Genomic DNA, 24,998 nt, shown 5'->3' with positions numbered 1-24,998 from the left:
GCCGCGCCGCTCGACCGGGCGCGGGAACCGGTATCGGTCCCCGCGCCCGGTATCGAACTAGCCGGTGGTCAGGACGGTGCCGGCACCGACGGTCCGCCCGCCCTCGCGGATCGCGAAGCCAAGACCCGGCTCCACCGGGGTCGGACGCCCCAGTTCCACGGTCAGATCGACCGTGTCGCCGGGCATCGCGATACGCGTGTCGCCGGGCAGTGTCACGTCGCCGACCACGTCACCCGTGCGGATGTAGAACTGCGGCCGGTAGCCGGTGGCGATCGGCGTGCGCCGCCCGCCTTCCGCGGTGCCGAGCAGGTAGACCCGAGCGGTGAACCTGCTGTGCACGGCAACGCTGCCGGGTTCGGCGACCACCTGACCACGCCGGACCTGACCGCGCTGGATGCCGCGCAGCAACAGCGCGACGTTGTCCCCCGCCTCCGCGAATTTCATGGTGCGCCCGAAGGTTTCGACCCCGGTGACCACCGAACTCAGCTCGTCGTCCAGACCGAGCAGGGCCACCCGATCACCGAGCCGGACCCGCCCGCGCTCCACCGCGCCGGTGACCACCGTGCCTCGACCGGTGATGGTGAGGACGTTCTCCACCGGCAGCAGGAACGGCGCGTCGGTGTAGCGCACGGGCGTCGGCACGTGCGTGTCGATCGCGTCCAGCAACTCGATCAACGCGGCCGTCCACCGCTCGTCGCCGTCCAGCGCACGCAGGCCGGAGACCCGGACGACCGGCAGTTCGGCGCCCGGGTACCCCTGGGCGGTGAGCAGTTCGCGGACCTCCAGCTCGATCAGGTCGAGCAGTTCCGGGTCGCCCGCGTCGGCCTTGTTCAGGGCGACGACGATGTGCTCGACGCCGACCTGCCGGGCCAGCAGCACATGTTCGGCGGTCTGCGGCATCACGCCGTCCTGCGCGGAGACCACCAGGATCGCGCCGTCCAGCTGGGACGCGCCGGTGATCATGTTCTTCACGAAGTCGGCGTGACCCGGCATGTCGATGTGCGCGTAATGCCTTGTCGCCGTCTCATATTCTACGTGCGCGATATTGATGGTGATGCCGCGTTGCGCCTCTTCCGGGGCGCGGTCGATCCGGTCGAACGGCACGAAGCTGCCGCCGCCCCGCTCGGCGAGCACCTTGGTGATCGCCGCGGTGAGCGTGGTTTTGCCGTGGTCGACGTGGCCCATGGTGCCGATGTTGAGGTGCGGCTTGGTGCGGACATAGGTCTGCTTGGACATGTTTCTTCCTGGTTTGCCTGGCGGGCACGAGCGAATGTGCCCGACGGTGTCGAGCGGGACCTCAGCGACGGGGCGACCTTCCCCGTCCGAGGTCCCGGGACATCCCGGGGAAGGTCAGCTTCGGGCTCCGTCGAGCTGCGCGGCAACTGCTGCCGAGGCGGCCAGGACAGCGGCCATCGCGCCCGCGAATGCGGACGTTGCGGCGATGGCGTAGCTGAGCATGCTGGGTAGGGTAAAGGGCGAGACCGGTTCGGCGCGACGGATTTTCCGTGCGGCGGGTGTGTGATAGTCCCCGGAAACCAGAAATCCGACCCCGGCGTTGTCGGGATCGGATGGTGTAGCGGTAGGTCGGCCGAGGCGCCCGGGGTCGCAGAACTCCGAGCGCCTCGATGCGCGGACTACTTGGCGGAGCTGCCCGCGAGCAGCGCCTTCAGGAACGCGTCGATCGCCGCGCCGGAGCCCTCGGCGGAACCGGTGCCCGAACCGGTCAACGGCGGCGCCGCGACAGTGCCCGGGTTCGCCGAACCGGTGTACGGCGGCTTGAACGTCTCGACCGAACCGGTACCCGAACCGGTCAACGGCGGCGCCGCGACAGTGCCCGGGTTCGCCGAACCGGTGTACGGCGGCTTAAAGGTCTCGACCGAACCGGTACCCGAACCGGTCAACGGCGGCGCCGCGACAGTGCCCGGGTTCGCCGAACCGGTGTACGGCGGCTTAAAGGTCTCGATGGAACCGGTCCCCGAACCGGTCAGCGGCGGCGCCGCCAGCGCGAGGCCCGAGCCGGCCACCGCGATGGAGGTGGCGGCGAGCGCCACGAAACCGAACGTACGAATCTTCCTCAAAGACTTTCCCTTCAGAGAACAGCAGCCGACACTCCCTCGGTATCAGCCCGCTAGAGATATCACGGTAAGGGAACATCCAGGTGTGCTCTGTTGAACGCACGGCCAACGAGGCGATAACTGGAAATTTGCGCAACGCTCGCCATCATGCGGGGAAACCCGCGCAAGTCGCTGTCGCGCAACGAGTCCCGGGCGACCGATGTTTTTCCTCGCCCCGCCCATTTTCGACCATGGCGAATCGACGGCTAACATGTGATATGGACCACACAATTTTGTTCGTGCTGAACTAATCTCCTGGTCAATGACGTCGACCACACCACGTCTCGCGCGGAATTATTAGCTCAGCGCAGGATCCGCGTTCCTTCCGCCGAAAACCGCACCGCGCCTTCGCCCGTTCACCGAATTGTCTATCACGATCGCCGACCGGCCGCTGGCTGAATATTTACCCAGCAGACCGCGCGCTAACCCATTCGAAAGCATCGGCCTCGGACCGAGCGCCCTCCGCGGTGCGCGATCGATTCGCCTCGCCGAGCTCGGTGAGCAGGTCTTCGGACAGCTCGAGCAGCGTGGCGAGCGTGGCCGGGGCGAACCAGTCGGGCCGCGTCGCGAACAGAATGTCCTCACTCGAGGTGTTCCCGCTGGCGCCGGGCGCGAACGGGCAACCACCGAGCCCACCGAGCGCACCGTCGACCATCGTGGCGCCCGACCGAATGGCGGCCAGGGTGTTCGCCACCCCCATTCCCCACGTGTCGTGACCGTGAAAGACGATGCGCCGCTGCGGGGTTCGCGTCCGGACGGCGGTGACCAGCGCGGCCACCTGCTCCGGATAGGCCTGACCGAGGGTGTCGGCGAGGACGATGTCGCCGGCCCCCGCGGTGCGCGGATCGTTCGCGATGGCGACCACCCGCTCCGGATCGACCGGACCATCGAACGGGCAGGTGAAGCTGGTGGCCAGGCACAACTGAATCGAGCCGCCCACCGCCGCGGCGTGCTCGACCGCCGCAGGCATGGCGGCGACGCTGTCCTCGGTGGTGCGGCCGATGTTGGCCTTGTTGTGCGCGTCGGAGACAGAGAAGCAGTACTGGAAGTTACGCACCCCCGCCGCGGCCGCCTTCTGCACGTGCCGCGGCGTCGCCACCCACACCCAACAGCGTTGCAGCTCTTCGGGACTCAGCGCGGCGATCAGCTCCATGGTGTTCGCCATCGGCGGCACCAGATCGGGCCTGGCCATCGAACCGATCTCCAGTGCGGGCACGCCGAGCGCGAGCAGGCGGCGCACGATGTCCACCTTGCGCTCGACCGGAAGCACTTTCCCGGTGAGCTGCAAGCCATCTCGCAACGTGACGTCGCGCAGCAGCGCCGTGGTCACCGTTCGTCCCGCTCCGGCCGCGGGGCACACATCACACCGCCCCAGGGCTTTTCGTGCACACCGGCCGGGTTCGGATGCACCGTCGGCCGGGTGAACCCCGGTGACCGGATGTCGCGCGGACCGCGCCCGGGCGGGCGCCTGCGGTCTTGTCTCATTTCGCCTCCAAGGCGTCGATCTCGCTGTCGCTCATGCCGAGTAGCCCGGACAACACTTCCCGCGTGTGCTCACCTAGATCCGGGCCGATATTACGGATGGGCAGGGACTGCTCGCCGATCACCGGGACGATACCGGGGAACCCGACCGTCTTCGGTTCCGCCGCACCGACATCCACCGAGAACGGCTGAATCATATTGCGCGCCTTGTACTGTTCGTCGGCGACGATGTCAGCCGCGGTGTAGATCGGACCGCACGGGATCCCCGCGGCCTCGAGCATCTTCAACGCCTCGGCACGGGTGTGCTGAATCGTCCACTCGGCGATCGCCCGATCGAGACGGTCGTGCTGCCGCCAGCGGCCCGCGTTGTCCTGCAATTCCGGATCGGCGGCCAGGTCGGGGCGGCCGATCACCTGCATGTAGCGCTGGAAGATGGCGTCGCCGTTGCCGCCGATGATGATGCTGACGCCGTCGCTACACGGGTAGGCGTTGCTCGGGGCGATGCCCTCGACCAGGCCGCCGACCCGGCCGCGATTGATGCCGTAGGCGAGATAGTCCGGGACCAGAGATTCCATCACCGACAGGATCGTCTCGTTGAGCGCGACGTCGATGATGCGCTCGCGCAACGGAATCGGCGTCTCGCCCGGCTTGCGTTCGCGCTGGAACAGTGCCATCACCGTGCCGAAGGCGGCATAGACACCCGCGATCGAGTCACCGATGGATACGCCCGTGCGCACCGGCGGGCGATCCGGCTCGCCCATCAGTTCACGCAGGCCGCCGACCGCCTCGGCGACCGCCGCGAAACCGGGCCGGGACGCGTGCGGGCCGGTCTGGCCGTAACCGGAGATCCTGGTGATCACCAGGTCCGGGTTCGCCTCGTTGAGCACCTCCGGGCCGAGTCCCCACTTCTCCAGCATCCCGGGGCGGAAGTTCTCCAGCAGCACGTCGCATTGGCGGACCAGGTCGAGCACGACGGCCCGGCCCGCCTCGCTGCGCAGATCCAGCGTGATCGACTTCTTGTTCCGATTGACCGTGCGGTACAGCATCGAGGTGTCGCCGCCGTAGAGCCGCCAGTTGCGCAGCTCGTCGCCGGCCTTCGGGCGCTCCACCTTGATGACCTCGGCGCCGAAGTCACCGAGGATGCGCCCGGCGGTCGGCGCGGCAATGTAATTGCCCAGCTCCAGGACGCGAACACCGTCCAACGGCCGAATACTCATCGCAACAGTGTCTCAGGGGCCCGAGTAGCGGCGCACGACGACACCTCGCTGCGACCGAACGAGATCATGCGCCCCCGCCGTCGCGCATGATCGTCGTCCGCGGATTCGGCCTGCCGCATCCGGCATCGGCGAGCCGGATCAAGAGGCGAGCAGCTGGGTGTCCTCGACGATCGAGTAGTGCTCGGCATTGCCGGCGATGCTGCGGCTCGCGGTGCCGTCGACGCCGACCGGGATGTCGCCGGCCAGCGTGATCCGGGTCAGCTTGCGCGGCTGGTCGTCGTAGTCGTCGATGGCGTAGTGCTGGGTGGCGCGGTTGTCCCAGATCGCCACGTCACCCGGCGCCCAGTTCCACCGGGCCGTGTTCTCCAGGCGGGTCACCCGGTCCTGGAACAGCCGGTACAGGGTCTGCGATTCGGTGCTGGACAGGCCGACGAAGTGCTTGACGAAGTGGCCGAGCAGCAGCGCCCGCTCGCCCGTCTCCGGATGCACGCGGACCACCGGGTGTTCGGTCTCGTAGTAGCTGGACTCGAACTCGGCGCGGTAGGCCTGGGTGTTCGGGCGCAGCGGCTCCACGTTGCGGGCCGCGTAGTCGTAGACATTGGTGTGCACGGCGCGCAGGTTCTCCGCGAGCAGCTTCAGCGAGGCAGGCAGCGACTCGTAGGCGGCCACGGTCGAGGCCCACGTGGTCGACCCGCCATAGGTCGGCAGGTGCACCGCGCGCAGGATCGACGCCTTCGGAATCCGGTCGACGAAGGTGACATCGGTGTGCCAGCTGTTCGCGCGCCCGTGCTCGGAGTCGATCGCCAGGCTCTTGACCCCGTGCGAGGTGACCGTCGGGTGCGGCGTCGTCGGGCTGCCGAGCAGCTGCGCGAACTCGTACTGCCCGTCCTCCGTCAGCTGATCCTGCCCCCGGAAGAAAATCACCTTGTGCTCCACCAGCGCCCGCCGAATCACCTCGACCGTCGCCGCGTCCACGTCCCCGCCGAGCCGAACATTGTCGACCCGCGCGCCGATCCGCGCGCCGAGCTTGGTCACCGAGGCAGAGCTTGGTGCGTGTGCGATCGTCATGAGATCACCTTCGCTGTAGAGAACCCGACTGATGCTCCCCCGAGCACATCACCGAATCCCCCACCCCAACCAGGTTTTTCGTCGCCCTGATCCCAACCGCCCCCACCCCGGGACCCCATCCTCAATGCGAATCCCGAAGGCCAGGTTCACCGCAGCCGACTGGGCGCCATGCCGAAACCGCCGCCCCACAGACCAACCGACAGATAGGGCCAACCTCGCACACCCACTTCATCTTCCGCATACCTCTCAACCCAGCAATAGGTATGCGAAAGATGAAGCAGGTGCGCGAAGAAGTCTCGATGACGCAACCACAGCCAGATGACCACGCTGGAACACGACGTCACGCGCCTTTACTGCGGAAGTAAGCCGGGTACGGCAGGCGACGTGCTCAGCACTACTCCAGTGAAAACCTGGGTAGGTCTTCAGCTTCACTGGAGAAGTGCACATGGGACGAGCCGGGAGGTCCGCACGGGGTAGGTGCACATCCCTCAGGGTTTGACGGTGTCCCCGTTTCGGTGCGCGCACGCAGAGACGTCCCGGGGTAACCCGGTCCGCCGGGTTGCGGCCTGGCATAGCGATGCCCGGATAGTGCTGAGCACGTCAGGTGGGGTCCCCGGCCTTCTCTCCCGCGACTTGGGTCGGCGGAGGTGAGGGTTATCGGCGTGGGGACCGGCTGTGGTGCTGTTCTCGAGATTCTTCTTCATCGAGTCGAGTCAAATGGTCGTCGGCCTGGTTGAGCAGAGTCAAAAGGTCGCTTTGGAAGATCAACTAGCGACCTTTTGACTCGACTCGATGACAACGCCACCCACGCCGGGGTGCGCAGCACCCCGCTCCAGTTCCACTGAGGGTGCGCAGCACCCGCCACCATCCGCACGCGCTCCCAACAACCCACCCCTTCCACCCCACCCCGACGGACGGACGGACGGACGGACGGACGGACCAGCCTCACCCCAAATGTTCGCGCAGGTACTTCAAATCGTCGGCAACACCCTCGCCCGGGGTTTCCAGAATGACCGGAGCCCCTGCGGTCTTGCAGACCTCCGCGAGTAGTTCGGGATCGATGGTCCCGTCGGAGAAGTTGGCGTGCCGATCGGCACCGGAGTTGAACTCGTCGCGCGAGGAGTTCAGGTGCACCAGGTCGATCCGGCCGGTGATCGCCTTGATTCGATCGACGACACCGATCAGCTCCTCGCCGCCCGCCCAGGCATGGCAGGTGTCCAGGCAGAAGCCGGCGCCGAAATCGCCTACCGCGTCCCACAATCGGGCGATCGAGTCGAAGTGCCTGGCCATGGCGTGGTTGCCGCCTGCGGTGTTCTCGATCAGGATCGGCACGGCGAAGCCGCCCTTGTCCTGCTGGCGCTCGAACAGCTTGCGCCAGTTGTCGACTCCGGTTTCCAGCTCGGCGTCGGAGCGCACATGTCCGCCGTGCACGACCAGGCCGAACGCGCCGAGGTCGGCGGCCGCCTTCGCCTGCTGGGCGACCGCGTTGCGCGAGGGCATCCGCAGCCGGTTGTTCAGGCTCGCCACGTTGATCTGATACGACGAGTGCACCACCACATCGATCGGGCTGGCCAGGATCTCCTCGGTGCGCGGATGCGGAGTGGGTTTGTCCCAGCTCTGCGGGTCGACGACGAACATCTGGATGACGTCGGCGCCGAGTTGCTCGCCGAAACCGATCGGGTCGCCGTCCTGCCTGACGTGTGCTCCAATCTGCATGCGGCCAGCTTAACGACCACCACCGACAGCATTGCGCGGATTGCCGACGGGGGTTTGTTGCATCGCGCGGGCCCGGCGAGATACATCGGTAGTATCCGCGCGGTCGACCCGAAGACGGGGGTGAACACCATGTTGCAGACCGGCCATGTCTTCGCCGGCTATGTCATCAAACGCGTCCTCGGCCATGGCGGCATGGGCACCGTTTACCTCGCCCAGCATCCGCGGCTGCCCCGGCTCACCGCGCTCAAACTGCTCAAACGCGAGCTGTATCGCGAAACGGAGATCCGCAGGCGGTTCGAGCGGGAGGCCGACCTGGTCGCCGGGCTCGACCATCCCAACATCGTCACCGTGTTCGATCGCGGCACCGAGGACGAGCAACTGTGGATCTCCATGCAGTACGTGCCCGGCGCGGACGCCTCCTGCGCGGACGTGAACGTGCTCGCGCCGGGACGCGCCGTGCAGATCATCAGCGACACCGCGATCGCCCTCGACTTCGCCCACGCGAATCAGGTACTGCACCGGGACGTGAAACCGGCCAACATCCTGCTGGCCAAGGCCCCGATCGGGCAGCCGGAGCGGGTGCTGCTCACCGACTTCGGCATCGCCGGCGTGCGCGGCAGCGACACCACGATCGGCTCGGCGGGCTCGATCACCGCGACCCTGGCCTTCGGCGCGCCGGAACAACTGATGGGGCAGCCGCTCGATGATCGCGCGGATCAGTATTCGCTCGCGTGCACGTTGTTCTGGTTGCTGACCGGCGTCGCGCCCTATCCGGGCGCGAATCCGGCTGCCGTAGTGAACAGCCATCTCTACGCGCCGATACCCGTGCTGAGCCGGATGCGGCCGGGACTGCCGCCCGAGTTGGACCGGGTGCTGGCGCGGGCAATGGCCAAGCGGCCCGCCGATCGGTTCGCCGACTGCGCCGAGTTCGCCGCCGCGGCTCGGCACGCGCTCGCCACCGGCACCCCGCGCCGCCCCGCCGGTCCCGTGCACAACACACGGCCCGGACCGATACCGCCTACTCGCACATTCCCCCCGCCGAACCATTCGACGGTTCCGCCGGGGCAAACCGGTAGGCAGGCACCTGCGCCGCACGAATCGGCCACGCCGCCAACCAGGTCCACGCCACCGCCACCAAGATCCGCTCCACCGGCGCAAACCGGAAGGCGGGCGCCCGCACCACACGAATCGGCCACCCCGCCCACCAGATCCACGTCACCGAGATCTGTTCCGCCGGAGCAGACCGGCAGGCCGGCACCCACGTCGCACGAATCGGCCACGCCGCCAACGAGTTCCACGCCACCACCGCCGACATCCGTTCCGCCGCAGCGGAGATCGGTTCCGCCGGCCACATTTCTGCCGCCGCGCCGCCCGGTCCGGCGCGGCACGATTGAGCTGCCCGACCTGCCGATGCGCCCCGGTGCGGCACCCCGGCGGCAGGCGCCGCCGCCGGACGCGCGGCCTCCGCCGATAGCGATCGGCTATCGAATGTCGCTGGCGCTACCCCGCTTTCGCTGGGCCGCCGCCGGTTCAGTGACAACTGCTATGGTTTCGATGTTTTCCGTGGTCCGGCCCGTGCCTGATCACGTGTTCTTATGCTGTGCGCCTGTTCGTCGGTGGGTCCCGACGGGCGGCGGGAAGTGGAGCAGACATGCTGGCCAGCGGTGACGTTTTCGCCGGTTATGTCATCGAGCGGCAACTGGGTCGCGGTGGCATGGGTTCGGTCTACCTGGCGAAACATCCGCGGCTGCCGCGGATGACCGCGCTGAAGCTGCTGAACCGGGAGATGTTCTTCGACAAGGAGGTGCGGGCGCGGTTCGAACGGGAGGCGGATCTGGTCGCCCAGCTCGATCACCCGAACATCGTCACGGTCTATGACCGCGGGCTCGAGGACGAGCAGCTGTGGATCTCCATGCAGTTCATCGACGGTATCGACGCCGCCTCGGTGCAGCCGCAGGCGCTGCCGCCCGAGCGCGCCGTGCAGATCATCAAGGAAACCGCGGACGCCCTCGACTACGCGCACGGCATCGGCGTGCTGCATCGTGACGTGAAGCCCGCGAACATCCTGCTGGCCCGCTCCGGCAGCGGCCGCGGCGAGCGGGTATACCTCACCGACTTCGGCATCGCCCGGTTCCGGGACGACACCGGTCATCTCACCCAGACCGGAACCTTCACCGCCACACTGGCTTACGCGTCCCCGGAGCAACTGACCGGGTCCGCGCTCGACCACCGTTCGGATCAGTATTCGCTGGCTTGCTCGTTGTTCTGGTTGTTCACCGGCACCGGGCCGTTCTCCGCGACCAATCCCGCGGCGGTCATCCAGGGACATCTGCAAGGCGCGCCGCCCGCGCTGAGCAGCCATCGCCCCGGCCTGCCCTATGCCCTGGACAGCGTGCTGGCCAAGGCGATGGCGAAGCGACCGGACGACCGCTACCCCAGCTGCGCCGACTTCGCCGCGGCCGCCAAGCACGCGCTCACCAACCCCAGCGTGCCCTCGATGCCGGTGGTCGGCGGGCCGCGCCCGTTCACCGCGCCACCGACGCCGGTGAACGGACCGCGCCCGGCCACCGGGCCACGTCCGACCACCGGACCACCGACCCCCACCACGGGCGCGCCCTACCAGGTGCCGCACGGTCAGGGTCAGCCGCCGAGCGGACCGAATTACCTTGCGGGGTCGAACTTCCCGACGCCGCCACCGGCCACCGTGGTGGCCCCGCCGCGCGGGACCGGGCCGACGCCGCAGCCGACCAACCCGTACCAGGGACCGCAGGGCGGGTACCACCAGGGACCGCAGTCGGGGTACAACTACACCCCGCCACCGCCCATGTCCCCGGTCGGAGTCGCCGGACAGCGGCCGCGGAAGTCGAACGCCGGCCTCATCATCGGCATCTGCGTGGCCGTGGTGATCCTGCTGGTCGTTGTGCTCGCCATCATCGGCGCGGTCAGCGATTCGGGCTCGTCCGCAGGCAGCACCACGACCACCTCGGCGGGAACCGGGCCGGGCACCACCGTGCCCGCGACCGCGGACTCGATCAGCGCCGAATTCCCGCGCATGGTGCCTGCCACCAAGACCGAGACGGTCGGCTACAACGGCGCGAAGTGCTGGGAGACCGATACCAACTACACGCCATCCCCCAGCGACGGCGACCCGGAGTTCGGCGCCTGGCAATGGCAGTGGCGCTGCTACGGCGGCGGCGACAACTCGGATCCGCTGTACCGCATCTACGTCTACAAGTCGGCGGCGGATGTGCAGGCGGTGCTCAAGACACTGCCGAGCAACAGCAAGTCGACGGACTCCAACGGCGGAAAGTCCTACACCAACTACAAATTCGAGACCGGCGGCCCGAAGATCGTCACCGCCTTCACCGGTGACCCGGACCGCGCCCAGTACCTGATGTTCACCGACGGCACCGGCTCCATCGACCAGACCCTGCGCTGGTGGCGCTCGGCACCCTTGAACTGACAATGCTGCACACCGGAGAAATCTTCGCCGGTTACACCATCGAACGCCTCCTTGGCCGGGGCGGCATGGGATCGGTGTACCTGGCGCGGCACCCACGCCTGCCGCGATTGACCGCGATGAAACTGCTCAATCCGGAAGTGTTCCACGACAAGCAGATCCGCACCCGGTTCGAGCGGGAGGCCGACCTGGTGGCCCGGCTCGACCACCCGAACATCGTCACGGTCTACGACCGCGGGCTCGAGCACGAGCAGCTGTGGATCTCCATGCAGTACATCGATGGCACCGATGCCGCCGCGGTGGACGCCTGGTCGCTGGCGCCGCAGCGGGCGGTGCGGATCATCGGTGAGACGGCCAAGGCGCTCGATTTCGCGCACAGCCGCGGCGTGCTGCATCGAGATGTGAAGCCCGCCAACATCTTGCTCGAGGGCGCCGAGGGGACCGCCGAGCGGGTGTTCCTCACCGACTTCGGCATCGCCCGCTTCCGGGACGAGACCGGGCGGCTCACCCAGACCGGAACGTTCACCGCCACACTGGCGTACGCGTCGCCGGAGCAGCTCTCCGGGGCGATTCTCGATCACCGCTCGGATCAATACTCGTTGGCCTGCACGCTGTTTCGGCTGCTGACCGGAACCGTGCCGTTCGAGACCACCAACCCGGTCGCGGTGATCCAGGGCCACCTCCAGGCGCCACCGCCGCCGGTCAGCCGCCTGCGCCCCGGCCTGCCCGCGGCGCTGGACGCGGTGCTGGCCAGGGCGATGGCGAAGCGAGCCGAGGATCGGTTCGACACGTGTGCCGAATTCGCCGGTGCCGCGTGGCACGCGCTCACCGCGCCAGCACAGTTCGCGCCGTTCTCGGCCGTGGATCAGCCGTCCATGGTGCGGCAACCGCCCACGGTGGCACAGCACTGGGGGCGTGGCACCGAAACCCCCGCTCCCGTCGCGCCGCGCGCCGGTGGTCCCGGTCGCTCCCGCTCCACCGTCCTGATCGGCGGGGTGATCGGCGTACTGCTGGTCGCCGGTCTGATCACCTCACTCACCGTATTCTCGCGCGGTGGAACAGGTTCCGCGAGCCCGACGCCCACCGCCACGACCCCGGCAAGCACCGCCCCGACCACGACGCGCACCAGCGCGAGCACGCCTGCCGCCACCCCGTCGACCTCGCCGCGTCCGGCACCCGACCGCAGCCAGGTGAGCGCCAACGCCGCGGCGCTGAGCAACGAGTTCTCCGCCATGCTGCCGGAAACCACGCCGCGGCAATCGGTTCAGGCCGGAACGGGCTACAACAAGGCGGGCTGCTTCGCCTATGCCCCTGGCGCCGCACCCGCGCTCGACAACGACGATCCCGCCCTCGGCGACTGGCTGGTGCTGTGGCGCTGCTTCGGCGGCCCGAACAAGGCGTCGTTCTCGTTCTACCTGTACAACTCCCCTGCCGACGCTCGCGCCGCGCTCGACGGGCTACCCGCCAACGACCGGAGCACAGCGGCCAACCACGGCCACGAATACACCAACTACACCCTGCGCGGCAGCGACGAGCGGCGCCCGCGCATGGTCACCGAGTTCACCGCGGACCCACAGCGCACCGCCATGCTCATGTACAGCGCGGGTTTCATCGCCGACCAGGCCGAACTCATGCAATGGTGGACCGCCGCCCCGCTGAACTGAGTTCACCCGGACCGGCGGCGGAACCCCAAGGCGGCTAGCCGAATTCGTGGTGCACGAATTCGTGGGTGGGATGGAAGCCGATGGCCTGGTAGATCTTGCCCGCGGTGCGGTTGGCCCGGTCGGCGAAGAGGCAGACGTCCAGGCGGTCGGCGCGCAGGACCTGCGAGATGTGCGCGGTGACGGCGCTGGCGTAGCCGTGGCCGCGCTCCTGCGGCGGGGTGTAGACCAGGCCGATCCGGGCCCAGCCGTGCACCGGGATCTGGTGGGCGGCAAAGCTTGCCGGACGGCCGTCGCGCTCCCAGAACCAGACCATGCCCGCGGCGACCCGCTTGCCGAGGGCGGCCCGGTCCAGCGCGGCCGCCGGTATCCCGGCGTCGCTGTGCATGGCCGCGGCCCATTCCAGGCACAGCGGCAGCTCGGATTCGGTTGCCCGGCGGGCTTTCCCGGGCACGTCCGGGATGCGCAGCGCGCCGAGCCGGTACAGCCGGGTGGTGTAGGACGGCTGGAATTCGAGGTCGAAGCGGGCGCTCCAGCGCTCGGCGAAGGCCGTGGCGTCGGCGACGAGTCCTTCCACGCCCTTGTTTTCCGGAAGCATCTCGGCCAGTGCGTCGGCCACCGCGGGCGCGCTGCCCGCGGGCAGTTCACCGAGATACACGTCGCGGCCTTCGACTCGCATCGCGACGCCGGTCACGGTGGCGTCGTCGGCGTATAACGATAGGAACCGGGAGGATCCGTCGGCGGCCTGGACGCCGGCGACCTGGTTGGCGATGCTCGTGGTGATCACGGTGTGCCGCAGCGGATCACGGAGCAGGAACGACTCGGTGCGCGAGCGGAACTCAGCCGCGTCCGTGGTGATCTCGATCCTCATGATCATCCACGGTAGGCGTCGAAAACGTTGCGCGCCCGTATTTTTCGGCGACCAGCGCGGACGGCCGGGCAACCGACCGACCGGTAGCGACGATCGAGGTGTTCAGCTGTCCGGCGTCAGTCCGTTTCGCCGCCGCCACTGCCACCCGTGCGGAGTTTGAGCAGGATCAGCCCTGCGGTGCACGCGAGAATCAATCCGGCGACGGTGATTTCGACGTGTAAGCCGGCGATGCCGAGGACAGCCCCGACGATTCCACCGACGAAGAATAGCCAGGCGAACGTCCGCGAAATGATCGTGGACAGCGAGCGCGCTGACTTGTTCGACATGAGCTGCTGCGAAGTAGCCGAGACCGCGTCCTTGGCGGCTGCGGACGACGACTCCCGCTGCGACGTTGTCGAGTAAGCTCCCATCATCTACTCCTCGATGACGCCGATCAGAGAACCAATGCCGCGTTCATCACACAACGCTTCTCTCATCTGGGTACAGGCGTCTCACGCGTAACTTTGCTCACACGCTACGACCTGTCGCGCCGGATAATGGCGACACGTGCCCACGACACGCCGAAGATATCAATTCGAGATCTGAATTACCGATGTTTAAAATCGTGCCTGGTCGGCGCACCGATGGCGACCGTTCGTCTGGCTGCGTGGCCCGCGCTCGAGTAAGGTGATCCCGACTCGAACCGCAGCAGGAGTGAATCACCGATGGAGAGCACCAGGACCAAGATCGCAGGTCCGGCGATCGCCGCAGGCGCGATCTCGGTTGGGCTCATCCTCATCGGCGCCTGCGGAATCGGCAAGCAGGACACCTATGTGGCGCCCCCGCCGTTGCAGTCGGACCCGAACGTCGCGCCGGTGGCGCACGAGGGACCGACCCTGACCGTGCCCAAGGTGGCCATTCCCCCGTCACCGACCTGGCAGATCGCGCCCTACCAGGCGCCGCACGCGTCGCCGTTCACCGGATTCAGCACCACGACTCCCGGCGAAACCCCGCCCCCGGAAGAGGCGCCGGGCGCCCTGCCGAACGGGAATCCGCCGCACGAGCGCCCGTCTGAGGACGCCAGGCCGACCACCGAGTCGCCGACCACGACCGAGACCACCACGCCGCGGCGGACCACGCCCCGGCCGACGACCACCAGGCCCCGGCCCACCACGACCACCCCGGACGAGCCGACCACCCATCCCTACGGCAGCCCGTCCACCGACGACGAGTGACCCGCGGTGGTGCGCGGATCGCGCACCACCGCAAGGGTTTACAACTCGGGCAGGGCGTATTCGCCGACCCGCGCGCTGAGCACCCGCAGGTGCTCGAGCCCGCCGCCGAGCGTGCGCTCGATCGCGGTCAGCCGGGCCACGTAGTGCCCGACCGGGTATTCCGCGGTGACGCCGATGCCGCCGTGCATCTGGATGGCCTCCTGACCGATGTGCCGCGCGGACCGGCCGACCTGGAGCCGGGCCCGCGAGGCGACGTGCGGGTCGCTCGAACCATCGGCGACGGCCGCGGTGGCGTAGAGGCTCATGCTGCGCGCCAGTTCCAGGGAGACGTACATGTCGGCCGCCCGATGCGTGAGCGCCTGGAACTTCGACAGCGTGACCCCGAACTGCTTGCGCTGCTTCAGATAATCGGTGGTCAGTCGCAGCGCCTCCTCCATCGCACCGACGGACTCCGCGCACAGGCTCGCCTGCGCGAACACCAGCGCCGACTGAATCGCATCTGCCGCGTCGCCATCGCCGCCGAGCAGCTCCGCCTGCGCCTGCTCGAACTCGAGCTGCGCGCCACGCTGCCCGTCCACCGTGCGGTAGGACTTGCGGGTGACGCCGGCCGCCTCGGCGCCGACCAGGAACAGCCCGGTCCCGCCACCCGGCAGCTGCGCGCTGACCACCAGCTCGTCGGCACAGTCGCCGTGTGCGACCGGGTTCTTGATGCCGGTCAACGCGTACGAATCACCTTGCGGCACAGCCGTGGTGGCCAGGTCGGTGGACGGCCAGCGCACGCCGGGCTCGGCATGCGCGAAGGCGAGCAGCTTGCTGCCCGCGGCCACCTCCGGCAGCACTCGCTGCCGCTGTTCGGCGCTGCCCGCGGCGGTGATCAGCGCACCGGGCACCAGCACCGCGTCCAGGATGGGCTCGGGCGCCAGCCTGCGGCCGACCTCGTGCAGCACGACCATCGTCTCCACCGGGCCGGCGCCGACGCCGCCGTCCTCCTCGGTGAAGGTCAGGCCGAGCACGCCGAGCTCGGCGAGTTGCCCCCACACCTCGCGGCTCCAGCCGAGTTCGGTGTCGGTCACCTTCAGCCGGGTCTCCGGGTCGTAGTTGCGGGCGAGCAGGTCGCGCACGGTGTCCCGCAGCATTTCCTGTTCATCGGTGAGATCGAAATCCATGGCGGCGCCTCACAATCCGAGGATCGTGGAGGCGATGATGGTGCGCTGCACCTCGCTGGAGCCTCCGTAGATGGTTGTCTTGCGGTAGTTCAGGTAGCCGGGACCGCTGCGCTGCGCCCAACCGGGCGAAGCGATGCCCTCGGCGCCGACCGGCAGCGCGTCCGGGCCCGCGATGTCGACCAGCAGCTCGGTGGCGGCCTGCTGCAGCTCCGAGCCGCGCAGCTTCAGCACCGAGGACGCCGGATTCGGCTTGCCGTCGGTGGAATTGGAGACCACGCGCAGCTGGGTGAGTTCCAGGGCCAGCAGCTCGTTCTCCAGTTCGGCGATCCTGGCCGCGAACAGCGGATCGGACAGCAGCGTGCCGTCACCCGACTTCGTCTGCGCCGCATACTCTTTCGCGATGCCGAGCTTCACCTTGGTGCGGCCGACGCCGGTGATGCCGGTGCGCTCGTTGCCGAGCAGGAACTTGGCGTAGGTCCAGCCCATGTTCTCCTCGCCGACCAGCTGATCGGCCGGGACGCGGACGTTTTCGAAGAACACCTCGTTCACCTCGTAACCGCCGTCGATCAGCTTGATCGGGCGGATGGTGACGCCGGGCGACTTCACGTCGAAGAGCAGGAACGAGATGCCCGCCTGCTTCTTCGGCGCGCTCGGGTCGGTGCGCACCAGGCAGAAGATCCAGTCCGCGTACTGAGCCAGGGTGGTCCAGATCTTCTGGCCGTTGACGATGTAGGAGTCGCCGTCACGCACCGCGGTGGTGCGCAGCGAGGCCAGGTCCGACCCCGCGTCGGGCTCGGAAAAGCCTTGGCACCACCAGATGTCGAGCGCGGCGGTGGGCGGCAGGAAGCGCTCCTTGAGTTCTTGCGAGCCGAAGTGCGCGATCACCGGGCCGACCATCTGCGCGTTGAACGTGAGCGGCTCGGGCACCGAGGCCAGCTGCATCTCGTCCTGCCAGATGTGGCGCTGCATCGGGGTCCAGTCCTTGCCGCCCCATTCGACCGGCCAGTTGGGCACCGCGAGTCCGTGCTCGTTGAGGGTCTTGTGCGAGCGGACGATGTCGGCGCGGGACAGCTCCTGGCCGTACTTGGCGCGCTCACGGATGTCCGCGGGGATCTCGGTCCGATAGATGTTTCGCAGTTCGTCGCGGAAGGCGACATCATCGGGGGACAGGCTTATTTTCATACGCAGCTCCGTCTGTGTCTCGTACGTCCGAGTCCAACCTACCCTCCAGTAATCCTCTACTGTCGAGTGGATCACACCGGCAGGACACGCTCGCGGGCATCGACACCGGTGAACGGCAGCGCTACCTGGGCGGTATTCCGCGCGAACTGGTACGTTGCTGCACGTGGGTTGGGGACCCCGAGACTTTGCGTATCGAGGAGTTCGAGTGAACGGCAGGACCATCGCACGCGCCGCCACGGCCGTGACAGCTCTCGGCATCGGCGCGGCGCTGACCATGGGTGGCACGGCGGGCGCGGATCCCGAACCGTCACCGCTGGACGCCGCGCTGACCTACCTCAACGAGACCGCGGGCCCCGACCCGAGCGCGCAGGCGGGTGTCGCCGCGCTGACCCAGTACACCAAGCTCGCCGACGTCGCCGGACTGCGCCACGTCACCAGCGCCTTCACCCCCTTCGCCTACGCCGCACCCACTTTCGGCTGCGGCAGCATCGGCCCGGTCACCACGATCATCGCGGCCGCGACCACCGACGGCGTCGGCAACAGCCAGGACCTCAATGTCGCGCCGGGCTCGCTGCGGTTCAGCGCGACCCCCGCGCACACCGGCACGCCGCTGGCCTCCGGCCTCGTGGTGGCCTGGGTGAACATCAACAACGGCGCCAGCGGCATCGATTCGCTCGACGACATCACCGAGTACGGCCTGCCGTCGCTGTCCAAGACGGTGAACAGCGGACCCGGCACGGTGATCGCCTCGATGTGGGGCATCATCGACTACCCGTTCGCGCACTGCCTGATGACGCCGACCGTCGGCACCTTCATGGTGCCCGACCAGCCGGTGGCCCATCCGGCGCCGTCGAACACGAACGCGCCCGGCGGACTGGTCACGCCAGGACCGAACGGAACCGAGACCGGCCCGCTGCCCGCGCCCGCGCCGACCACCGAGCAGAAGCCCGCCCCGGCGCCGGCGCCCGCTCCGGCCCCGGTCGCTCCCCCGTCGCCCGAGCCTGCCCCGGCACCCGCCCCGGCGCCGCCGCCCGCACCGTCCGCCCCCGGTGCGCCCGCGGGTGCCGCGGTGCACGGTGAGTTCACCAAGCCGGCCCCGGCCAACTGACCAGACGGCACCGCCGCGAACGGCGGTGCCGCACCGGCTGATTCAGCGCAGCCCGGCGAAGAAGGCCCGGATGTCGGCGACGTGCGTCCGCGGAACTTCCATCGCCACGAAGTGATTGCCGGTGTTGCCCGCCGGCCAGTGCACGATGTCGTTGTCGCGCTGGGCAAGTCGCAGCATCAGCGCCGAGCCGCCGGCGTAAACACCGGTCGGCACCAGCTTTTGGCCCTTCGGCCAGGCGAATCCGTTGTCGCCGAGGCCGTTGTACATCGGCCAGGACGAGGTGGCCGCGGTATTGGTGAACCAGTACAGGCTGATATTGGTCAGCAGGTGGTCGCGGTCGATGGCGTCCTCGGCCCGGTCGACGAGCGGGGCGAATTCGTTGAACTTGTGCACGAGCCAGCCGAGCAGGCCGACCGGTGAGTCGGTCCACGCGTGTGCGAAGGTCTGCGGCGCGGCGTGCAGCAGGGCGTGGTGGTTCACCCCGGTCATCCACTTCTGCATCTGATCCCATTCGGCCCGCTCGTCCGGCGTCATGGTCGGCACGTCGGCCTCGCTCGGCATGCCGATGCCGCCGTCGATGTGCGCGCCGAGCACCCGGTCCGGCGCGGCGATCGCCAGTTCCGGCACCACATACGCGCCGAGATCGCCGCCCTGGGCGCCGAATCGCCGGTAACCGAGCCGGTCCATCAGCACCAGCCACATCTCGGCCACCCGGCGTGGCGTCATCCCCAGGTCGTGCGGCGCCTCGGAGAACGCGAAACCGGGCACCGACGGCACGACCACGTGGAATGCCTGCGCCGGGTCGAGGCCGTGCTTGCGCGGATCGGCGAGCAACCCGATGGTCTTGGTGAATTCGACGAAGGTGTTCGGCCAGCCGTGGGTCAGGATCAGCGGCACCGCGTCCGGTTCGGGCGAGCGCACGTGCAGGAAATGCACGTCGAGGCCGTCGATCTCGGTGCGGAACTGGGGGAACTCGTTGAGCGCCGCCTCCTGTGCGCGCCAGTCGAATTCGGTGCGCCAGTAGTCGGCGAGCTCGCGCAGGTAGTCGACCGGAACCCCGCGGTCGCGGCCCGAGCCAGGCAGCTGCGGTGACCAGCGGGCGCGGCGCAACCGGTCGTGCAGGTCGTCCAGGTCCGCCTGCGGGATGTCGATGCGGAACGGGCGAACGGCGGTGCGGTGGTCGGTCATCGGTGCGGCTCCTTGCCTGTGGGGCTGGCGATCTGTGCACCACGCTAGAACCCATATAGGACTATCTATGTCCTAGTTATCTGGAATCCTCGAATTCATGAACGACACACCGGCACGACTGCTTCGCCTGCTGTCCCTGCTCCAGACTCCGCGCGAATGGCCGGGCAGCGAACTGGCCGAACGGCTCGGCGTCACCGACCGGACGGTGCGCCGCGATATCGATCGGCTGCGTGAGCTGGGCTACCCGGTCGAGGCGACGATGGGGGCGGCGGGCGGGTACCGGCTGGTCGCCGGGTCGGCGCTGCCGCCGCTGCTGGTCGAGGACGACGAGGCGGTGGCCATCGCGGTCGGGCTGCGGGCGGCCGCGGGTTACGCGGTCGCGGGCATCGAGGAATCGTCGGTGCGGGCGCTGACCAAGCTGGAGCAGGTGCTGCCCGCGAAGCTGCGCCGCCGGGTGCGGGTGCTCGGCACCGCGCTGGCGCTGCCCGCCGATACCGGTCCGCTGGTGGATCCGGAGGTGTTGACGACGCTGGCCGCGGCCGTAACCAACCGGGAGCGAGTGCGTTTCGGGTATCGCGACGGGAGTGGCCGGGAATCGCGGCGGCATGCCGAACCGGTCGGGCTCGCACCGTCGCGGCACCGCTGGTATCTCGTCGGGTATGACGTCGACGGCGACGACTGGCGGATCTACCGGGTCGACCGGATCGAAGGTCCGCGGCCGACGGCAGCGCGCTTCACGCCACGCGCACTACCCGCCACCGACCCTGCGGCGTATGTGGCGGGCCGCCGGACCGACTGGGGCACACCGACTTTCCGGCTTTCGGTCACCTTTCACGCGGCCGCCCAACGGATCACGGGCCGGTTGGGTGACGGGCCGGGCGACGTTGTCGCGATCGACGAGAACACCTGCCGCCTGGACACGCTCCGGGACGACGCCCCGGAGTGGTTGGCGCACCGGCTTATCGCGCTCGACACCGAGTTCACCGTGCACGAACCGCCGGAGCTGATCCATGCGCTGCGCACGGTCTCCGCGCGAATCGAACGCGCCGTCGGCCCGGCGGGTCAGCGCGGCAACTGAACGCGCAGCACCGCGCCACCCTCGGTGCCGGCCAGCAGTTCGTTCGGCTGCCCCGGCGTGGCGACGACCGACGTCATCGGCTCACCGGACAGCACCGCGCAGGCCACGCCGGTGGCCGGGTCGATGCGAACCAACTGGCCGGAAAGCGTGGTGACGTACAGGATCCCGTCGGCGTCCACGAGCAGATCGTCGGCGAAATCCGGGACGCCGGGCAGCGCCGAGGCGAGGTTAGCGATCACCGTCTGGTTACTCGGGTCATCGATGGAGATCCGGAGAATCTGGCCGAGCGGGCCGCCATTGACCGTCACATACAGCGAACGCCCCTGCGCCACAATCCCATTGGCACCCAGTTTCGCGGCCTTCTCGGTCCAGCCGGTGTCGACGCTCCCGTCTCGGCGCACGCGGATCACGCCGACGGTAGACGCGACGTAGAGATCGCCCGTCGCGTCGAAGGCCGCGCCGTTGGGAAAGGTGAATCCGGAAACGAAGACCTCGGGTGTGGGGTGCACGGCCGCCGGATCGAAGCGGACGACACCGCCGGGACGAATCGCGCTGGTCGGCGAGTCGCCGGAGACGACATAGAGCAGTCCGTCCGGTCCGCTGCGCACCGCGCCGGGGAACTCGACGGGAACGGTCGCGGTCAGGGCGCCCGAACGGTCGTACCGCTGCACCTCGCTGCGGTAGGTCCGAGACACCCACAGGTTGCCCTGCGCGTCGTAGCCGACGTTCTCCGACCAGTCGAGCATCGGCACCCCGGCGGGCACCGCGGTCGCGGCGAGCGCGGGCGCGCACGCGGCGACCGGGTCCGCGGCGGCGATCGGGTCCGCGGCGGCAATCGGTGCGGTGCACGCCAGGGCGGCCAGCACGGCGGGCCACAGCAACGAACCTGGGCGACGGAGTGTTCTCAACGGGCACCTCGGGTCTCGGTAAGCAGGCACGACGATCGGCTGGCAGTCTAGCCACCTGAACAGAAGCGGTCCGTTCTCACACCGCGTGTGGCCGGGGCGAAGACCTCCCACGCCCGCCCGGAGGCGGCATGAAGTCCCCTGAGCGACAGAATATTTGGCAAGATCGGGGAATGCCATTTTTCGACGGCGAGCGCGGCCGGATGCACTATCGGCGGTGGCCGGTCGAAAACAGCGTCGCGACCGTGCTGTTGCTCCCCGGCGTCGGTCAGCACAGCGGTCACTATCACCGCTTCGCCCGCACGCTCAGGGCCGCGGGCATCGGCACGTGGGCCCTGGACACCTACGGGCAGGGCCTCAGCGAGGGCGATCACGGCGATCCCGGCAACCTGCTGGAGCTGGTCGCCGATGCGCGGATGCTGGTCGATCTGGTCCGGGCCACGGAACCGCGACCGCCGCTGGTCCTGATGGGACATTCGCTCGGCGCGGCCACTGTGCTCGGCCTATTCGGCGCCGCGGTACCGGAAGCGCCGGGGACGACCGGTAACACCGCCGCGGTGGAACGCGCCTACCCGCTGCGGCCGGCGATCCCGGCGGACGCGGTGCGCGGCCTGGTGCTGTCCGGCGTATCGAAACGGGCGCTCGGCGGCGGCACCCCGGACGCGCTGGGAACACCACTGCCACGCGGTCTTCCGATCCTCGCGGTGCACGGCGTCGAGGACCGGCGGGCACCGATTGATGCGGTAAGGGTATGGACTCAGCGCCACGAGTCGGTAGATTTACGCGAGTACACCGATGCCGGGCACGATCTTCTGCACGAGCCGGTGCACGCGCGGGTCGCTGCCGACATCGCGGACTGGATGCAGGGTGCCGTCGTGGGGTTGGCCCGGCGCCCGTGAACTGAGCCTGCTCAGAGATGAGGAAGGGGGACGCCAGATGCCAGCTGACGAGAACGCCAACGGGGTCGGGAGCCCGGATCTTTCGGCTTACGCGGCGCCGGGAGCCAGTGCCGCCGGACTGCACAGCGCGGTCGACGACGGGGACCTGTGGATCGACCGGGTGCTCGTGGCGGACGGGGTGCACGAACGCTGCGCGCGCCGCTACGAGCAGCTCGCCAATCAGATCGAGGACCAGATCCGCACGCTCAGCGCCGCCTCGTCGCTGCCCGGGTTCGGCGGATTCGCCTCCGGTGACGCGCTGCGCGCCGGCTTCGAGTCCAAGGCGCACGGCGCGCTGACCCGGATGTGGGAATACGCCGAGGCCGCCAGGGAACTCGCGCTGACCTTCCGGGCCGCGGGCGCGGCCTACCACCGGGCCGATCACGTGCTCGCCTCGGCCGTCGGCCGGATCGACGCGGAGGGGGCGGCGCATGCGTAAGTTGCCCCGCACGCCCGAGCGGCTGCTCGCCCGGCGCAACGACCCGGCGTACGCGCCGAATGTCGAGGTCTTCGACAACCTGACCCATCAGGAAATCCACGACAAGGTCCAGCTGCTGAATCCCGCGGTGCTCAGCGGCGGCCGGCAGGCCTGGGGTGACGCGGCGGCGGGGCTGGCCGAGGCGATCTCGCAGGCGCATATCGAGATTCGGGCCGATATCGCCGACGGCTGGCGCGGCAGCGCGGCCCAGCAGGCGGTCGAGGCCGTATACGCGTTCGAACAGACCGGCCAGGATCTCGCGGACGTGCTCGCGGTGGTCTCGCAGCGGCTCGGCCAGGCGGGCGACGCGGCGGAGGCGTTGCGGGCCGCGGTGTCCGCACCGTCCGGGAAGGCGCCCGATCTGGGTGCCGCGCTGCTGGATCCGACCGCGGCCACCAGCAATGTCGCCGATCAGAAGACGACCGAGCACACGCGGCAGGACATCGTGCGCTCGATGAACGACATCTACGCCGGGGTGTTCATCCCGACCGGCAACAACGTGCCCGCCTTCCTGGACGAGCAGTTCGGCGATGTGCAGGCCGCGCCGAGCGGCACCCCTGCCGCCAAGCTCACCGGCGCCGGGATCGACGCGGGAACGCCGGTCGCGCAACAGGTTCCGGCGCAGATATCGGACGCCGCGACGCAACCGGTCGACGCGCCCGCCGCCGACGCGTCGGCGGCCGAGCGACCCACGCCGGCCGAGCAGCAGCCCGCGGAAACCCAACCCGCGACGGTGGCCGCGTCGAGCACGGTCACCGAGGCCGGAAGTCCCGCCACCCCGGCGGCACCCAGGGTCACCGCGGCCGCGGCGGACACTCCGCTCTCGCTGACCCCGGCCGCGATCCGGCCGCACACCACGCCCACGTCGGCCGCCGCCGCGGCACCGAACACCACCACCGCCTCGACGGGCGCACCGATCAGCGTGCCGGGCACCGCGGGCGCGGGCACCCCGGACGAACAACGCAAACGCGAAGAACGCCGGAGCAACTCGCCCAGCAGCGGCGACGCGGTCGCCGGGCTCGGCGCCGGCGCGATGGGCGGCCTGATGGGCGGCGCGATGGCCGTCGGTGACGCGCCTCGGCACGGCGCCAGCGTCGCCGCGAGCGCCGCGGCGAACGCGCGCGCCCCGCGCTTCGACGATGAGGACGAGGACGACTTCCACTTCGACGACCTGCCGACCTATCTCGAACCGGCCGACGACAACGGCGAGCTGATCGGTGCCATCGATCCGACCACGCCGCCGGTGCTCGGCGAGTGGACCGAGCTGGAGTGAATTGGACGCTGACGCCGGACCAGTTCGCGCTGGCCTGGGCGCGGACCGACGGTGATCGGATCCCCTATCCGCTGGCCGTTCGCTTGTCCGCGCGCGACACCGACGAACGGGACGCGCAACTACCGGCCTTACAGAACTGGTGCGATCGGGTGCTCGACCCCGATCTGGAGGCGGCGTTGCGCGTGCTCGGCGCGCCGGAACTGCGGATCGAGGTGTTCGGCGAGCGCACCGGCCCGCCGAGTTCGGATGGGCCGGCCGGGCGAACGGAGCGGATGCCCCATGCCCCAGCCGGCGATATCGGTGAGCGGGGCGGGGCGCCGGACTCCGATGCGGGGACGGTCCGTCCGGTGCGGGTGCTGGGTGCCGCGGCGGGCAATGTCGCGGTGGTGGCCGCGCAGCGTCCCGGCGCGACCGCGGATCGCGGCGGGGACATCCGGCTGTTCGTCGGGAGTGTGAAAAGCCTGACCGCCCGGGTCGTTTCGATGCTGCCGGAACGCGCGCCCGGCAAGACCCCGCGACTGACCGCGCCGCTGGCCCGGGTCGGCGAGGACAGCCGCGACCTGGTTACGGTGCCGGTCGCCGGGCCGACCGTGCCCAGCCGGATCCGCAGAATGTTGCGGCAGCCGCGCGACGGCATCGGTCAGATCGTGGTGTCCGCCCGGCGCGGCGCGGGCGAGCTGCGGCCGTTCGGGGTGCTCTGCTGGATCGATGTGGTCGACGACGGCCGCTACTCGGTGCGCACCGGCACGGACGTGGACATCATTCCGGTGACCGCACACGGATTCATCGCACAGCTGCGCCCGATGGTCACCGCCGCCGAGCGGGCCGGGGCCTACGCCGACCGCTGGTAGTCACGGACCGGGATGCGGTCGGTCCCGC

22 protein-coding genes are annotated in these 24,998 nt (G+C 69.2%); 10 read left to right on the top strand and 12 right to left on the bottom strand.

The window, feature by feature from the left end; genetic code table 11:
• Positions 1-57: 57 nt before the first annotated feature.
• The 6 genes from tuf to ACFQ9K_RS27140 all read right to left on the bottom strand — a co-directional run bounded on the left by tuf (position 58) and on the right by ACFQ9K_RS27140 (position 7,597).
• Positions 58-1,236 (bottom strand): elongation factor Tu, encoded by a 1,179-nt coding sequence (gene tuf / locus ACFQ9K_RS27165; RefSeq protein ID WP_378727226.1) that lies wholly within the window; start codon positions 1,234-1,236, stop codon positions 58-60.
• Between the two features lie 398 nt (positions 1,237-1,634).
• The gene (locus ACFQ9K_RS27160; RefSeq protein WP_378983755.1) at positions 1,635-2,078 is read right to left on the bottom strand and encodes a hypothetical protein; all 444 of its coding nucleotides are present in this window, start codon (positions 2,076-2,078) and stop codon (positions 1,635-1,637) included.
• A 439-nt stretch (positions 2,079-2,517) separates the two neighbouring features.
• Positions 2,518-3,444 carry a hydroxymethylglutaryl-CoA lyase gene (locus tag ACFQ9K_RS27155; RefSeq protein WP_378726817.1) on the bottom strand — a complete coding sequence of 309 codons (927 nt, stop codon included), beginning with the start codon at positions 3,442-3,444 and terminating at the stop codon, positions 2,518-2,520.
• A 151-nt stretch (positions 3,445-3,595) separates the two neighbouring features.
• Positions 3,596-4,813, bottom strand: a complete 1,218-nt coding sequence (locus ACFQ9K_RS27150; RefSeq protein WP_378726819.1) for a CaiB/BaiF CoA transferase family protein — start codon at positions 4,811-4,813, stop codon at positions 3,596-3,598.
• 138 nt (positions 4,814-4,951) lie between these two features.
• Entirely contained in the window at positions 4,952-5,881 is a 930-nt protein-coding gene (locus ACFQ9K_RS27145) for a TauD/TfdA dioxygenase family protein (protein WP_378726821.1), read from the bottom strand.
• Between the two features lie 945 nt (positions 5,882-6,826).
• Positions 6,827-7,597 carry a deoxyribonuclease IV gene (locus tag ACFQ9K_RS27140; RefSeq protein WP_378726298.1) on the bottom strand — a complete coding sequence of 257 codons (771 nt, stop codon included), beginning with the start codon at positions 7,595-7,597 and terminating at the stop codon, positions 6,827-6,829.
• Between ACFQ9K_RS27140 and ACFQ9K_RS27135 the strand changes: the two genes are divergently transcribed.
• The 3 genes from ACFQ9K_RS27135 to ACFQ9K_RS27125 are packed head-to-tail and all read left to right on the top strand — an operon-like array spanning position 7,580 to position 12,721.
• Positions 7,580-9,265, top strand: a complete 1,686-nt coding sequence (locus ACFQ9K_RS27135) for a protein kinase (RefSeq protein WP_378726297.1) — start codon at positions 7,580-7,582, stop codon at positions 9,263-9,265. The genes ACFQ9K_RS27140 and ACFQ9K_RS27135 overlap by 18 nt on opposite strands.
• The gene (locus ACFQ9K_RS27130; protein ID WP_378726295.1) at positions 9,249-11,060 is read left to right on the top strand and encodes a serine/threonine-protein kinase; all 1,812 of its coding nucleotides are present in this window, start codon (positions 9,249-9,251) and stop codon (positions 11,058-11,060) included. The genes ACFQ9K_RS27135 and ACFQ9K_RS27130 overlap by 17 nt, the downstream gene beginning before the upstream one ends.
• Before the next feature lie 2 nt (positions 11,061-11,062).
• Positions 11,063-12,721, top strand: a complete 1,659-nt coding sequence (locus ACFQ9K_RS27125) for a serine/threonine-protein kinase (RefSeq protein ID WP_378726293.1) — start codon at positions 11,063-11,065, stop codon at positions 12,719-12,721.
• Between the two features lie 34 nt (positions 12,722-12,755).
• Here ACFQ9K_RS27125 and ACFQ9K_RS27120 read toward each other — a convergent pair whose 3' ends face one another.
• Entirely contained in the window at positions 12,756-13,589 is an 834-nt protein-coding gene (locus ACFQ9K_RS27120) for a GNAT family N-acetyltransferase (protein WP_378726291.1), read from the bottom strand.
• A 116-nt stretch (positions 13,590-13,705) separates the two neighbouring features.
• Entirely contained in the window at positions 13,706-13,999 is a 294-nt protein-coding gene (locus ACFQ9K_RS27115) for a hypothetical protein (protein WP_378983752.1), read from the bottom strand.
• A gap of 294 nt (positions 14,000-14,293) precedes the next feature.
• On the opposite strand from ACFQ9K_RS27115, the gene ACFQ9K_RS27110 reads away from it, so the two are divergent.
• The gene (locus ACFQ9K_RS27110) at positions 14,294-14,803 is read left to right on the top strand and encodes a hypothetical protein (RefSeq protein WP_378983749.1); all 510 of its coding nucleotides are present in this window, start codon (positions 14,294-14,296) and stop codon (positions 14,801-14,803) included.
• A 38-nt stretch (positions 14,804-14,841) separates the two neighbouring features.
• Here ACFQ9K_RS27110 and ACFQ9K_RS27105 read toward each other — a convergent pair whose 3' ends face one another.
• Both ACFQ9K_RS27105 and ACFQ9K_RS27100 read right to left on the bottom strand, forming a co-directional pair.
• The gene (locus tag ACFQ9K_RS27105; RefSeq protein ID WP_378720851.1) at positions 14,842-15,969 is read right to left on the bottom strand and encodes an acyl-CoA dehydrogenase family protein; all 1,128 of its coding nucleotides are present in this window, start codon (positions 15,967-15,969) and stop codon (positions 14,842-14,844) included.
• Between the two features lie 9 nt (positions 15,970-15,978).
• Positions 15,979-17,151 (bottom strand): acyl-CoA dehydrogenase family protein, encoded by a 1,173-nt coding sequence (locus ACFQ9K_RS27100; protein ID WP_378720852.1) that lies wholly within the window; start codon positions 17,149-17,151, stop codon positions 15,979-15,981.
• A 205-nt stretch (positions 17,152-17,356) separates the two neighbouring features.
• Here ACFQ9K_RS27100 and ACFQ9K_RS27095 point away from each other — a divergent pair, with 205 nt between their 5' ends.
• Positions 17,357-18,259 carry a hypothetical protein gene (locus tag ACFQ9K_RS27095; protein ID WP_378720853.1) on the top strand — a complete coding sequence of 301 codons (903 nt, stop codon included), beginning with the start codon at positions 17,357-17,359 and terminating at the stop codon, positions 18,257-18,259.
• Between the two features lie 42 nt (positions 18,260-18,301).
• Here the strand turns inward: ACFQ9K_RS27095 and ACFQ9K_RS27090 are convergent, their stop codons facing one another.
• Positions 18,302-19,447, bottom strand: a complete 1,146-nt coding sequence (locus ACFQ9K_RS27090; protein WP_378720854.1) for an epoxide hydrolase family protein — start codon at positions 19,445-19,447, stop codon at positions 18,302-18,304.
• Between the two features lie 97 nt (positions 19,448-19,544).
• Between ACFQ9K_RS27090 and ACFQ9K_RS27085 the strand changes: the two genes are divergently transcribed.
• The gene (locus tag ACFQ9K_RS27085; RefSeq protein WP_378720855.1) at positions 19,545-20,525 is read left to right on the top strand and encodes a helix-turn-helix transcriptional regulator; all 981 of its coding nucleotides are present in this window, start codon (positions 19,545-19,547) and stop codon (positions 20,523-20,525) included.
• Here ACFQ9K_RS27085 and ACFQ9K_RS27080 read toward each other — a convergent pair.
• Positions 20,510-21,433, bottom strand: coding sequence for an SMP-30/gluconolactonase/LRE family protein (locus ACFQ9K_RS27080; RefSeq protein ID WP_378720856.1), 924 nt, complete (start codon positions 21,431-21,433; stop codon positions 20,510-20,512). The genes ACFQ9K_RS27085 and ACFQ9K_RS27080 overlap by 16 nt on opposite strands.
• Positions 21,434-21,603: 170 nt before the next feature.
• Here ACFQ9K_RS27080 and ACFQ9K_RS27075 point away from each other — a divergent pair, with 170 nt between their 5' ends.
• The 4 genes from ACFQ9K_RS27075 to ACFQ9K_RS27060 are packed head-to-tail and all read left to right on the top strand — an operon-like array spanning position 21,604 to position 24,970.
• Positions 21,604-22,329: an alpha/beta hydrolase gene (locus ACFQ9K_RS27075; RefSeq protein ID WP_378720857.1), complete on the top strand. Its 726-nt coding sequence runs from the start codon at positions 21,604-21,606 to the stop codon at positions 22,327-22,329.
• 37 nt (positions 22,330-22,366) lie between these two features.
• Complete coding sequence (locus ACFQ9K_RS27070; RefSeq protein WP_378720858.1) at positions 22,367-22,807, top strand: hypothetical protein; 441 nt, start codon at positions 22,367-22,369, stop codon at positions 22,805-22,807.
• Positions 22,800-24,119 carry a hypothetical protein gene (locus ACFQ9K_RS27065; protein WP_378720859.1) on the top strand — a complete coding sequence of 440 codons (1,320 nt, stop codon included), beginning with the start codon at positions 22,800-22,802 and terminating at the stop codon, positions 24,117-24,119. Before ACFQ9K_RS27070 ends, ACFQ9K_RS27065 begins: the two co-directional genes overlap by 8 nt.
• Positions 24,116-24,970, top strand: a complete 855-nt coding sequence (locus ACFQ9K_RS27060) for an ESX secretion-associated protein EspG (protein ID WP_378720860.1) — start codon at positions 24,116-24,118, stop codon at positions 24,968-24,970. Before ACFQ9K_RS27065 ends, ACFQ9K_RS27060 begins: the two co-directional genes overlap by 4 nt.
• The last annotated feature ends 28 nt before the right edge of the window (positions 24,971-24,998 follow it).

This window comes from Nocardia sp. NPDC056564 (genome assembly GCF_042793755.1).
Taxonomy (GTDB): domain Bacteria; phylum Actinomycetota; class Actinomycetes; order Mycobacteriales; family Mycobacteriaceae; genus Nocardia.
The sequence above is the reverse complement of the archived record's forward strand: the minus strand, read 5'-3'. Positions and strand labels throughout refer to the sequence as shown.